This is a genomic window from Acinetobacter sp. Tr-809 (assembly GCF_011753255.1).
Taxonomy (GTDB): Bacteria; Pseudomonadota; Gammaproteobacteria; order Pseudomonadales; family Moraxellaceae; genus Acinetobacter.
On sequence record NZ_VWVZ01000006.1, the window covers coordinates 309,037 to 321,093 of the forward strand.

General features: G+C 40.8%; 12 protein-coding genes. 7 read left to right on the plus strand and 5 right to left on the minus strand.

All coding sequences use genetic code 11. From position 1 onward, the window contains the following. Nucleotides 1–8: 8 nt before the first annotated feature. The 3 genes from ybeY to miaB all read right to left on the minus strand — a co-directional run bounded on the left by ybeY (nt 9) and on the right by miaB (nt 3,136). Nucleotides 9–494 (minus strand): rRNA maturation RNase YbeY, encoded by a 486-nt coding sequence (gene ybeY / locus F3J02_RS15125; RefSeq protein WP_167250558.1) that lies wholly within the window; start codon nt 492–494, stop codon nt 9–11. Between the two features lie 74 nt (nt 495–568). Then, entirely contained in the window at nt 569–1,645 is a 1,077-nt protein-coding gene (locus tag F3J02_RS15130) for a PhoH family protein (RefSeq protein ID WP_004655946.1), read from the minus strand. A gap of 39 nt (nt 1,646–1,684) precedes the next feature. Then, on the minus strand, nt 1,685–3,136 hold the full coding sequence (gene miaB / locus F3J02_RS15135; protein ID WP_167250560.1) for a tRNA (N6-isopentenyl adenosine(37)-C2)-methylthiotransferase MiaB: 1,452 nt from the start codon (nt 3,134–3,136) through the stop codon (nt 1,685–1,687). A 300-nt stretch (nt 3,137–3,436) separates the two neighbouring features. Between miaB and F3J02_RS15140 the strand changes: the two genes are divergently transcribed. The 4 genes from F3J02_RS15140 (at nt 3,437) to F3J02_RS15155 (ending at nt 7,612) form a co-directional block, all read left to right on the plus strand. After that, the gene (locus tag F3J02_RS15140; protein ID WP_171526148.1) at nt 3,437–5,344 is read left to right on the plus strand and encodes a lytic transglycosylase domain-containing protein; all 1,908 of its coding nucleotides are present in this window, start codon (nt 3,437–3,439) and stop codon (nt 5,342–5,344) included. A gap of 46 nt (nt 5,345–5,390) precedes the next feature. Next, nucleotides 5,391–6,059, plus strand: a complete 669-nt coding sequence (locus tag F3J02_RS15145; RefSeq protein WP_167250603.1) for a ribonuclease I — start codon at nt 5,391–5,393, stop codon at nt 6,057–6,059. A 167-nt stretch (nt 6,060–6,226) separates the two neighbouring features. Next, a complete protein-coding gene (locus F3J02_RS15150) occupies nt 6,227–7,213 on the plus strand; it encodes a malate dehydrogenase (protein ID WP_004655942.1) in 987 nt (328 codons plus the stop codon). A gap of 156 nt (nt 7,214–7,369) precedes the next feature. Next, on the plus strand, nt 7,370–7,612 hold the full coding sequence (locus F3J02_RS15155; protein WP_167250564.1) for a DUF2789 family protein: 243 nt from the start codon (nt 7,370–7,372) through the stop codon (nt 7,610–7,612). A 20-nt stretch (nt 7,613–7,632) separates the two neighbouring features. On the opposite strand, the gene F3J02_RS15160 is transcribed toward F3J02_RS15155, so the two are convergent. Beyond that, entirely contained in the window at nt 7,633–8,160 is a 528-nt protein-coding gene (locus tag F3J02_RS15160) for a hypothetical protein (protein WP_167250566.1), read from the minus strand. An 87-nt stretch (nt 8,161–8,247) separates the two neighbouring features. Further along, nucleotides 8,248–8,871, minus strand: coding sequence for a 2OG-Fe(II) oxygenase (locus F3J02_RS15165; protein ID WP_167250568.1), 624 nt, complete (start codon nt 8,869–8,871; stop codon nt 8,248–8,250). 117 nt (nt 8,872–8,988) lie between these two features. Between F3J02_RS15165 and F3J02_RS15170 the strand changes: the two genes are divergently transcribed. Genes F3J02_RS15170 through F3J02_RS15180 form a run of 3 tightly spaced genes read left to right on the plus strand, consistent with a single transcriptional unit; the run spans nt 8,989 to nt 11,796 of the window. Then, entirely contained in the window at nt 8,989–9,846 is an 858-nt protein-coding gene (locus F3J02_RS15170) for a 23S rRNA (adenine(2030)-N(6))-methyltransferase RlmJ (protein WP_167250570.1), read from the plus strand. A gap of 38 nt (nt 9,847–9,884) precedes the next feature. Next, complete coding sequence (gene pssA, locus F3J02_RS15175) at nt 9,885–10,718, plus strand: CDP-diacylglycerol--serine O-phosphatidyltransferase (protein WP_005155209.1); 834 nt, start codon at nt 9,885–9,887, stop codon at nt 10,716–10,718. Between the two features lie 16 nt (nt 10,719–10,734). After that, the gene (locus F3J02_RS15180) at nt 10,735–11,796 is read left to right on the plus strand and encodes a DUF6670 family protein (protein ID WP_167250572.1); all 1,062 of its coding nucleotides are present in this window, start codon (nt 10,735–10,737) and stop codon (nt 11,794–11,796) included. Nucleotides 11,797–12,057 lie beyond the last annotated feature (261 nt).

A 12,057-nucleotide genomic window follows, 5' to 3' on the forward strand; every position in this document is an offset into this window, starting at 1 on the left:
ACCTTGGATTAGCTTTCATCGGCTTGGTAAGGATTGGCGATACCCAATTTTTTTAGAATCTCAATTTCTAAAGCTTCCATTTCTTCAGCTTCAGTTTCACTGGTTTCATGATCGAAACCAAGCAAATGTAGAACACCGTGGACCAGTAAATGAGTGAAATGATCGCTTGGCGTTTTTTGTTGTTCAGCCGCTTCTTGTAAAACCACAGGAATACAAATAACCAAGTCACCTAAAGGCTCTGCATCGAGTAAGCTCAGCATTTCCTCAGGAATATCACTTGGGAAAGACAGCACATTGGTTGGTTTGTCTTTTTCACGATATTGCAGATTGAGTTCATGGCTTTCTGCGAGATCAACACAGGCAATTCCAATTTCACAATTGACATCAAAACCGACATGACGCAGTGCAGTTTCGATATTTTTTTTGATTTGACCACGCTTAAGTGGCAATTCCACAGCTTGAAAGTCTTGTTGAAGACTTAAATTGATTTTCAAAGTAGATCCTTAAAATCGTCCCCCTGAGATGCGACTAAAGTGTCACAACGAAAGGGGGAGTGAGGGGGATTTTTCTAAATGTGTTGCGCATCTGCAGCAGAATCATTTTCTGCAATCAGCGCTTCTTGTTTAGCTTTGCGTTCGGCACGGGCTTCAGCAGACAGGCGTTGCTGTTCACTGTCCCAACCTTCGTAAGCTTCAACAATTTTTTGTACCAATTGATGTCGGACCACATCACGCGAATGGAAACGGGTGATATGAATTTCATGGACGTTTTCAAGTACACGTAATGCTTGTGCTAACCCAGATTGCTGCCCACGCGGCAAGTCAACCTGTGTGACATCACCAGTAATCACGGCACGTGAACCAAAACCTAAACGGGTGAGGAACATCTTCATCTGTTCAGGTGTGGTATTTTGTGCTTCATCCAAAATCACGAATGAGTGGTTTAGCGTACGTCCACGCATATAAGCAAGCGGCGCAACCTCAATCACTTGGCGTTCAATCAGTTTGGCTACTTTTTCAAAGCCCAGCATTTCATACAGGGCATCGTAAAGCGGGCGCAAGTAGGGATCGATTTTTTGGGTGAGATCACCGGGTAAGAAACCGAGCTTTTCACCGGCTTCAACTGCTGGACGAACCAGCAAGATACGTTGAATTTCGTTACGTTCCAACATATCAACTGCAGCAGCAACGGCTAGATAAGTTTTACCTGTCCCTGCTGGGCCAATACCGAAGGAAATATCACTTTGTAAAATACGTTGCACATAGCGTTTTTGATTGGCACCACGTGGATTGATTCGCCCTTTGCGGGTCTGTAACCAAACGCTATCTAAACCTGTATGCTCTTGATCTGAATCATCCATAAGTTCACGATCCGTCTGTGAACCTTGGATCATCAAATGAATGACATCGGCACTAATTTGTGAGGAAATTTCTGATTCTTGATAGAGCCGTTGCAGTAGTGCTTCGGCTCTTTCGACCGCTTCTATATCACCATCGAGATAAAAGGCATCGCCACGGTGAGTAATTTTGACATCTAAACGTTGTTCGATTTGTTTTAAATGCCCGTTATACGCACCGAGCATGCTTTTCAAACGTTCCAATTGAATCTCAGGGAACGTTACTGTACGTCGAATCGCTGCAGTCAAGATAAACCCTTTTTGTTGCTCTGTAGGAATACCCTTACATTACGCCACGTCAGGTTCAAGATTCAAGAGTTCTCCGTAAACTAAATTTAAAGTTTTAATTTCCGTGATCTCAATCTCTGCAAAACGCCCAATCCACGTGGCATCACCGATAAATGTCACTAAACGTGTATTGTCTGCTGTACCGATTAAAACATTCGGGTCTTTATCCGAAACCTTCTCAATCAAGACACGCTCAATTTTACCGAGCATTGCATCAGTCTTATCAATGCTAGAACGTTTAATCACTTCTTGTACTTGAGCCAAACGATCTTTTTTCACCTGCTCAGGGGTATTGTCTGGTAAGTCAGATGCAGGTGTACCAGGGCGTTTAGAATAGACAAAACTATAAGAGTGATCGAAATCTAGGTCTTTAATGAATTGTAAGGTTTCAGCAAAGTGTTCATCTGTTTCCCCTGGGAAGCCGATGATGAAATCGCTAGATAAATGCATATCTGGACGGACTTTACGTAACTTGGCAATCTTATCGATGTAGACATCAATCGTATGATTACGTTTCATGGCTTGTAGTACATCATTTGAACCGCTTTGTACTGGCAAGTGCAAATGCGAAACCATTTGTGGTAGATCACGATAGCATTGAATTAGATCTTCAGAGAATTCAAGCGGGTGAGAGGTCGTGTAACGCAAGCGGCCAATGCCCGGAATTTCTGCAACTAAACGGAGTAACTCAGGGAAAGTACAAATTTCGCCTTCGAAGGTTTCACCACGATAGCCATTTACGTTTTGACCGAGTAGGCTGATTTCACGTACACCTTTTTCAGCCAACCCAGCAATTTCAGCCAATACATCATCCAACGGACGAGACACTTCTTCGCCACGGGTATAAGGCACTACACAGAATGAACAGTACTTCGAGCAACCTTCCATAATTGAAACGAATGCTTTAAAGCCTTCGACACGAGGTTCTGGCAGGAAGTCGAATTTTTCAATATCTGGGAAAGAAATATCAACCAATTTAATTTTTTCTTTCTTTGGTTTTTCAATTTGAGCGTGATGCTGATCTAGCATTTGTGGCAAGCGGTGCAGTGTTTGTGGACCAAAGATCATATCCACATAAGGTGCACGTTTTTGGATATTGTCGCCTTCTTGCGATGCAACACACCCACCCACACCAATAATGAGATCAGGGTTTTGTTCTTTAAGTTTACGCCAGCGACCTAAACCACTAAATACCTTCTCTTGTGCTTTTTCACGAATCGAACAGGTATTCATCAGCAGGATGTCTGCTTCATTCGGGTTGTCAGTGAGCACATAGCCATGTGAATCACCTAACAAATCTGCCATACGATGACTGTCATACTCATTCATCTGACACCCTTGAGTTTCAATAAACAATTTCTTGATTGAAACATCAGCGGTGTGCATTGGCTGGGTAACAGTGTTTTCTGAAGCAGCTTTTACAGCACTGGGAATGAATGTTTGAACCGTCATGCAGGCTCCTAAACAAGGTGGATTTAAATAAACGGCGGATTATAGCAGTATTTTAAACGGAACGCAGAGAATAAAAAACTGACAAAAATGGACAGTTTGTGAATAAAATTGTGTGAATTTTAATGAATATGAATCAGTAATTTACATAACACAACAATAGTAGAAGGCGAGACTTATTACACTATAATAGCAGGGCAAAATTGGGCATAGATATTGATGAAGATGAAAAAGCAGCGTGATTTTAGAACAACCGTAACTCCAAAATTGAATAACAAGAAGAGCTTCCGTTGTTTTATTGCAATGGGAGGAATGATCGCATGCTCGTCCGTCTATGCTTTGGATGAACAATTTAATGATGCCTTGCGCGCTGCCAATGCCAGCAATACTGCCTTGCTCGATCAATACCAATATGACATGCAAAATGATGCGCTCGGTTATTATCCTGAATATTGGAAACTGAACACCAATTTGGGTTTTCAGCCTGCATCTTCAATTATTAGCTTTGCACAACGCTATCCACAATCAGCAATGGCAGAAAAACTCTCTGCTGATTATGTAGAAGAAAAAGTCAAACTCGGAAGCTTTGCTGATGCCAAGCCAGTTTTGAGTTATGTGACCAATCCAGATCAAGAAGAAAGCTGTGCCGTTGCACAAGTGCGTGCAAAAACAGGTGATAGTTTGGTTTTTGCAGAATATAAAGACATTTGGTTAGCGACTAACTCTCAACCTGAATCATGTAATGGTCTAGGTCGGTTGATGTTGTCTAGCCCGCTGATGACTGCGCAAGACCGTCAACAACGTTTATGGGGACAATTACGCGCAGGCCAGTCTGGTCCAGCCATTGCCACAGCGCAAACGATGGGCTTGAACCTTTCTTTAGCACAGTTCAATCAAATCCAAGCCAATCCATTGGGCTATCTGTGGAGTGCACCTAAATCGAATGATGCGGATTACGCCTATTTAATCTTTGCCTTGGGACGCGTTGCCGATAGTGATTTGACTAATGCCTTGGGCAATGTACAGCGTGCTGTTCAAGATGTGCCACAACCTGTACAACAATATTTGTATCGCACCATTGGTTATGTCGGTGGTACCACCGTGATGAAGAATGGCTTTAATCGTGAAGTATTAAATGCCTATGATCAAAGTTATGGCTATCCATTCAGCCCTGAAGAAGCTGAGATTTATGCCCGTCAGGCGATTCGCTTTGGTGCTTGGGAAAGTTTGATTCGTGCGATTGATGCGATGTCGGTGACACAAAAGCAGGAAGATCGTTGGCAATATTGGTTGGCACGTGCTTCAGAACAGCGTTCCGATGGTGGCTCAAAACAAGCGGCACAACAGATCTATCGTAAACTGGCGCAATCTGGCGATGATTATCATAATTTGTTGGCAAAAGATCGCCTAGGTGAACGTTATAACCATCAGCCTTATAATGAACAACCGAGTGCTCAAGATACACAGCGTCTGAATCAAAATATTCATTTTAGACGTGCGTTTGCATTAAGAGATGTGAATGCACCAGCAAACTATACCAATCGTGAGTGGAATTGGGCGGTTCGCCAAGCTTATTTACAGCATGACGATGGTCTACTTTTAGCAGCGGCGAAAAGTGCGCATGATATGGGCTGGTATGATCGTGCAATCTATGCAGCAGATCGTACTACTTCTCGTCATAACGATACTTATCGCTACGCGACACCACATCGTAGTAATGTGACCAGTCATAGTTACAATGCAGGTATTGATCCTGCGTGGGCATATGGTTTAATGCGCCAAGAAAGTCGTTTTGTGACTTCTGCACGTTCTCATGTTGGCGCAGGTGGTTTGATGCAGATCATGCCGAACACTGCGAAATTGATTGCAAGACAAATGGGTGAAACTTACAACCCAGCAGCCTTAAGTGAAATGAACACCAACATCCGTTACGGTACTTATTATCTTTCAATGATTCAAAGTCAGTTGAGTGGTAATGCGGTGTTGGCAACTGCAGGCTATAACGCTGGTCCAAATCGTGCGCGTCGTTGGCAGCCTGATGTTCAGATTATGGCTGCAGATCAGTACACGGAAACCATTCCATTATTGGAAACACGTGACTATGTAAAACATGTCATGACCAATGCCACGCATTACGGTGTGGTGTTAGGGCAGGGATCGCAATCGTTAGAAAAACGGATGAGCACGATTCCTGTACGTAGTGGGCCTTAAAGACACACCAAGATGTTTAAGTGAAACAATGAAGTTTTTGCATTTGATGAAACCAATCGAATTACTCAAAGGGCAGTTGATGAGATCACTACAGGCAGTGGCTTGTTATTTGCTCTTCTCTTTTAGTGCGCCATTATATGCTGCGAGTAATACAGAAGTTGCAGGCTATGTTATGCATGTGCAAATGACACCTGCTGCGTGCTCTTTTGATTCATCAAGACAAAAACAACGTAAATGTCTGGAAGGTTATTCGCTTACGATTGCAAGCTTATTGCCTGAAGTGCCTTTAAATCGAGATTGCTCAACTAAAACGTCTGCAAAATTATCACCATTACAAGCCAAAGTCGTTGCGCGTGTTATGCCTGATGAAAATGCACGTGTACAGCTGTGGCAGGAGGTTGGCGGATGTATGCCAATGAATGCCAGTCAATATTTTAGAACGGTTATTAATTTTGCTGAACGTTTGAAAATACCAGCTGATTTGACCAGCCCAAATACGATTGAAGTACAAAAAGAAAATTTAAGACAGCAATTTACCAAGCTCAATCCTTCATTACCACCGAATGGAATTCGCTTTACTTGCCAGTCATCGAGATTTGATTCGGTCTTGACTGAAATACGCGTCTGCTATCAGAAAAATGGTCAATATAAGCAATGCGCAAGCCATATAGTGACAGGCTGTCCAAGCGAATTTACGATTAAAGGAAGTTATTAGGTATTTACCTAGTTTGATTTGTATTTTCTATTAGACTTTCGTTGAAATTCATTCTCTTTTACATGCATCTGTATTCGCTTTAGAGTACAATCTTTGCCGTTTATGATAATTCGATTGAATAATAATAGCGTTCAATCGTGCAAACGCATCTCATTGGAGAATATCACATGAAGCAACCCGTTCGTGTTGCCGTTACAGGCGCTGCTGGTCAAATTGGTTATAGCTTATTATTCCGTATTGCAAGCGGAGAAATGTTAGGTAAAGATCAACCAGTAATTTTACAATTGCTTGAAGTTCCTTTTGAGAAAGCTCAACAAGCGCTTAAAGGCGTGATGATGGAACTTGATGACTGTGCTTTCCCATTATTGGCAGGCATGATCGGGACTGATGATCCTAAAGTTGCATTCAAAGATGCTGACTATGCGTTATTAGTTGGTTCTCGCCCACGTGGTCCTGGTATGGAACGTGCTGACTTGTTGAAAGTAAATGGCGAAATCTTTATTGGTCAAGGCCAAGCACTCAACGAAGTTGCTAGCCGTGACGTTAAAGTATTGGTTGTTGGTAACCCAGCAAACACCAATGCTTATATCGCAATGAAATCTGCTCCAGATCTTCCAGCGAAAAACTTTACAGCAATGTTACGTCTTGACCACAACCGTGCATTAACTCAACTTGCTCAAAAAGCAGGTGTTGCAGTTTCTGACATCGAAGACATGACTGTTTGGGGTAACCACTCTCCAACAATGTATGCTGACTACCGTTTTGCAACTGCAAATGGCGTAAGCTTAAAAGACAAAATCAACGATGCAGCATGGAACAAAGATGTGTTCCTTCCTACTGTTGGTAAACGTGGTGCTGCGATTATCGAAGCACGTGGTTTGTCTTCAGCTGCTTCAGCTGCAAACGCTGCAATCGACCATATGCGTGACTGGGCGTTAGGCACAAACGGCAAATGGGTAACTATGGGTATTCCATCTGACGGTTCTTATGGTATTCCGGAAGGCGTAATGTTCGGTTTCCCTGTAACCACTGAAAACGGTGAATACAAAATCGTTCAAGGTTTAGAAATTGATGAGTTCAGCCGTGAACGTATCAACTTCACGCTTAACGAGCTTGAAGAAGAACGTGCAGCAATTGCTGACATGGTAAAATAATTTATCTTTTTGATAAATTGAAAGCACTCTCCTTGAGAGTGCTTTTTTTATGGGATAAAGAACAAAAAACAACAAGAAAATATAGACATACATCTGCATGATAATGGCATTTACTGTTAAATTATTTTTATAAGAGACATGATTTGGAGAATAACAATGTTTGAACAGCAACCGACACTGGAGCTTTTATTTGAGCAACTCGGGCTTGGGGCTGATGATGCTGCAATTGAAAATTTTGTGAAAGCGCATCAGTTACCCGCTGATCAAAAATTACATGAAGCGGAATTTTGGAGTGCAGGACAGCGTGATTTTCTAAAAAGTCATTGGGATAAAGACGATGAGTGGGCGATCGTGATTGATGAGTTGAATCAACAGTTGCATGTCGATAGTACAAGATAATCAAATATAAAAAGCTCACATTAGTGAGCTTTTTTTTGAATCAATGTTTTAAACCAATCTTCTTGGCGTATGGCGTTAAATGCAGGATGGAGTTGTAATAATTCTAAATCATGCTCTAAACATGACACATATTTTTTTAACCAGTGTTGTGTTAAAGCTTGTTCTTGTTTAGCCGCTGAAGCATAGGCCAAAAAGAAATAAACATCTAAATGATCGTGATGTGCTAAAGGTTTTAAAATTTGTTGGGTGATTAAGGCAAAGCGTCTTTCTTTGGTTAACTCAAAGTAAATCATATAGGCTTTGGCTAGATGCAAGGACAAATTTAAATATAAACTGAGTGGCATTTCATCGTATTCGATACGTGCCTGTTCAATGAGCACGATTGCTTCTTGCAAGAAATGCAATTGTTCCTGACGAATATGGCTCAATACCACCAATTGCAAACGTAGGTCAGCACGCTCTAAAGCAAGTTCGGGAGTATTGCTTTCTAAATAGAGTTGGTCCGTTTCGCCAATTCGAGCAATCACTTGTTGAGTTTCATTCGACATCATTGATCCAAAATCGTCTGTTATGCGTGATATATAAGGTTGTTTTTCGAAATTTAAAGGTATAAGGGCTGTTGATATTTCAAGACCCTAACCATTCCAAATTGAACCACCACTCCGTAACCATGCAGTAATGGATAAACGCTGCTGTTTAGAAAGTAGTACTTCGTGCAAGACATCACTTTGAAAAATCGCCAGACGATTTGGTTGTGGTTGGATGATATGCCATTGACCATGTTTATCCTGTAGTCGTAATTGACCACCCCAATCCTCTTGCCAACTTTCATGCAAATAGAACACGGTTGAAATCATACGGTCATTTTTTTGCTGTGGATTATCTCGATGCAAAGCATAAAATTCACCTGCGTTATAACAGGCAAAATGTGCTTCGACTTCTTTAATGCCTAAATAAAAGGCCTGATTCAACGCTTGAGATAGATGTTCTAAGGTCTGTAAATGTTGCTGTGCAATCGGCAGTTGCCCATCAATCCATAAGATATGATCACTGCGGATATGGCTGACCACACCATTCTGTATGCCAGCTGCTCTAAATTCGGCAAGATGCGATGTGCATTCATGTACCAATGCCTGTACATAGTCAAGTGAGTAAATATCATCAATTAAGGCAAAGCCAAATTCATTTAGATCATCCAGTACTTGATCTAAATTCCAAGACTGAAGATTTAATGCGGGTGGGAGAGTTGTTGCTTGCATAGCACTCCAGTGACTTAGATTCGATTACAAGGCAATTTTAGACGATCACATCAACGCTAAAGAATACTTTTTTCTTTCATGTTAAACTACCTGCTGAATTGAGGAATAATTGTCAACATGAATTACCGTCACCATTTCCATGCGGGTAACTTTGCCGATGTTATGAAGCATGTACTTTTGCTTCAACTGCTCGCTCGTTTAAATGCTAAAGATAAACCTTATCGATATATCGATACCCATGGTGGTGCAGGTAAATATGATTTATCTACGTCTGAAGCACAAAAATCAGGTGAATTCTTAACGGGTATCCATCGTTTGGTCAAGCTAGACGATTCGATTAAGCGTAATGCGCCTGAAGGCGTAAAACAATATCTTAAAATTGTTGAAGATATGCGTGCAGGTTCGGGTAAGGGCGCTTATCCAGGTTCTCCTTGGTTTGCCCTTGAAGGCATGCGTGATACTGATAAAGCAACTATATTTGAAATGCAGCGTGATGTGTTTCAGCAATTGTATTTTAATATTCGTGATAAACGTGCGGGTCTGCATGAGCGTGATTTTTATGAAGGCTTGATGGGTGTAATTCCGCCTAAAGAAAAGCGTGGATTGGTCATGATTGACCCACCTTACGAAATTGAGCGTAAAGATTTCCCTCAATTGGTTGAAATACTTCAAGCTGCACATAAAAAATGGCCAACAGGTGTGTTCGCAGTTTGGTATCCAATCAAAGATCGCGCCATGATTGAACGGTTTGAAAAGAAAATGATGAAAACGGGTATTCGCCGTCAGCTCATTTGTGAAATTTGTGTATGGCCAGATGACACCCCAGTCGGATTGAATGGTTGTGGTCTTCTAGTAATTAATCCACCTTGGAAGTTCTCTGAAGATGCGGATCAAGCATTACAATGGTTATTTCCACATTTGCGCATGAGTGAGAATGGTGGACATGCAGCTGTGCGTTGGTTGGTGGGTGAATAACCCATCAATGTCAAAATATTCTCGAGGAATTGAAAATAATGACAAATTCTCTTAAACCTGATTCTGATCTGAACAAAGAAGATCATTCTTTTGACGGAATCACTTTTGAAGTAGAAGAAGAAGAACATACGCACGAAGGACAAAAAGTGAAACGCCGTGGTATTTATTTGTGGCCAAATTTAATTACAACAGCCGCACTTCTTTCTGGTTTTTATTCAATTATTGCCAGTATGAATGGAAATTTTAATCAAGCGATCTATGCCATCTTCTTGGCGGCATTGCTTGATGGCTTGGATGGTCGAGTAGCACGTGCTATTGGTGCACAAAGTGCATTTGGTGAGCAATACGATTCGCTTTCTGACTTGTTGGCTTTTGGTGTCGCACCAGCCATTTTGATGTATAGCTGGAGTCTGCATGATCTTGGACGTATCGGTTTAGCATGTTGCTTTATTTATACAGCTTGTGCTGCTTTCCGCCTAGCGCGTTTTAATGTGCAAATTGGTGTGGTGGATAAGCGCTACTTTATTGGTATCGCCAGCCCGCTTGCGGCAGTGACTGTTATTTCATTGGTATGGGTCGGTCGTGATTATCCATTTATCTTTGATTTAAAAGATATTGTCATTCAAGTCATTAACTCGGTTGTCATGGTTGCAGTTGGTTTGCTGATGATTTCAAACATCAAATACTATTCATTTAAACAAATGGATCGTAAGCGTGTACCTTTTGTCGTGATGTTGCCAGTGGTCTTGATTTTTGCTGCAATCACGTACAACATTCCTGTAGGGATACTGATTGTCTGTATCCTTTATGTACTTTCAGGATTTGTAACGACGTTGTTTGCCAAAAAGAATGATGCAAAAATAACAACTTAAAATACGGAGGTTCAGTATGCCAATATTGATGAATAACAATCAATTAAAGCAGCTGAACCTCAATAAGTCAGATGCTTTAACTTTTCATCCGCCCAAAGGTCTTTTTAAAATTGTCTATCAGGCGTTGATCCTGCCTAATTTGCCTGAACCTTTTCATTATTTAAATTTCATTAGCCTGATTGGACAACCCCGTATTCCGATTTGTTATAACGCGAGTGCAATTGCTACGACAGCAATTGATACCGCGACTGTTTTGGTGAGTAGTAGTGCATCAACTGTCGGGCATCTCAAAAGTTATAGTGCTAAAGAGCAGTGTCAATTAGAGCAAGACCGTTATCAGTTTTTAGATGTGGATCACATCCAAGTTGATTTCCCAAATTATTATTTTAAACGTGATGATGACGAACTCAGTTGCCAGTTTAAAGTGATTATTGGCACTGAAATAGAAAACCATTCAGCCTTGCAATGGGGGGTTGGCGATTATTGGTATGTTCGCTGTCAGTGCGAAGGTGAAATCATTTATAAAAAACAAAAATATCAAATCGAGGCGCAAGGAATTCTAAAACATGCCAGAGCGATCTATTTACCTTTTATCGCTTTTCATTTTTTTACTTATCAAATTATTCAGATCAATGCAGATTTGCAGATCATTCTGTCTGAGTTAAGAAATCAGTGGAATAACATTATTTTTTCCAGAATTGAAATTCAGTCGAATGAACAACATTCCATACTTTATGATCATCAAGTGATTTTTGACGTCACTCGTGTTTATCCAAAAGTTCAGACACCGAATGGGCGTGAAATGTATTTGCCTCGAGAATTTATTTGGCAATATTCAGAAAAAGATAAAGTCATATTTCAACTACAAGCACAAAGTCGAGGCGATTATAAATTTGGCTTAGCTGCGGGTTATGTCGGGAGTTTTAATTATCAATTATTATGGAATAACCAGAGTTATGAGGGGTCTGGGTATTGTGAATATATTGATTGCCGACCTTTACACTGGCAAGAAAAAAATAAAACTGAACAATTAATCGACCAAATCGCACATTTTCAGCCTTATTTGTGTAAAAAATAGGCACTCGATTTAATAATTTAAATAAATTTGAATAAAGCGCTTGCACCTGCCCTGAAATGCTGTAGAATGCACATCCATCGGCGGTGATGCAGATAAAAACTTGTTGAGAAACAAGGATTTGGCTAGAAAGGTTGGATTCTTGGTTTGATTGATAAGTTTGCTAAATATCTAAATTACCTGTTGACTTTGAAGAAATTTAGAGTAATATAGCCGACCTAGCTTGATGATGACGAATCATCGAGAAGATCATTAAGAGAATAG

Excerpts from the sequence above, each read along its gene's own strand:
- miaB (WP_167250560.1), bottom strand. The coding sequence starts at position 3,136 with ATGACGGTTCAAACATTCATTCCCAGTGCTGTAAAAGCTGCTTCAGAA.
- F3J02_RS15140 (WP_171526148.1), top strand. The coding sequence starts at position 3,437 with ATGGGAGGAATGATCGCATGCTCGTCCGTCTATGCTTTGGATGAACAA.
- F3J02_RS15145 (WP_167250603.1), top strand. The coding sequence starts at position 5,391 with ATGAAACCAATCGAATTACTCAAAGGGCAGTTGATGAGATCACTACAG.
- F3J02_RS15150 (WP_004655942.1), top strand. The coding sequence starts at position 6,227 with ATGAAGCAACCCGTTCGTGTTGCCGTTACAGGCGCTGCTGGTCAAATT.
- F3J02_RS15155 (WP_167250564.1), top strand. The coding sequence starts at position 7,370 with ATGTTTGAACAGCAACCGACACTGGAGCTTTTATTTGAGCAACTCGGG.
- F3J02_RS15160 (WP_167250566.1), bottom strand. The coding sequence starts at position 8,160 with ATGTCGAATGAAACTCAACAAGTGATTGCTCGAATTGGCGAAACGGAC.
- F3J02_RS15165 (WP_167250568.1), bottom strand. The coding sequence starts at position 8,871 with ATGCAAGCAACAACTCTCCCACCCGCATTAAATCTTCAGTCTTGGAAT.
- F3J02_RS15170 (WP_167250570.1), top strand. The coding sequence starts at position 8,989 with ATGAATTACCGTCACCATTTCCATGCGGGTAACTTTGCCGATGTTATG.
- pssA (WP_005155209.1), top strand. The coding sequence starts at position 9,885 with ATGACAAATTCTCTTAAACCTGATTCTGATCTGAACAAAGAAGATCAT.
- F3J02_RS15180 (WP_167250572.1), top strand. The coding sequence starts at position 10,735 with ATGCCAATATTGATGAATAACAATCAATTAAAGCAGCTGAACCTCAAT.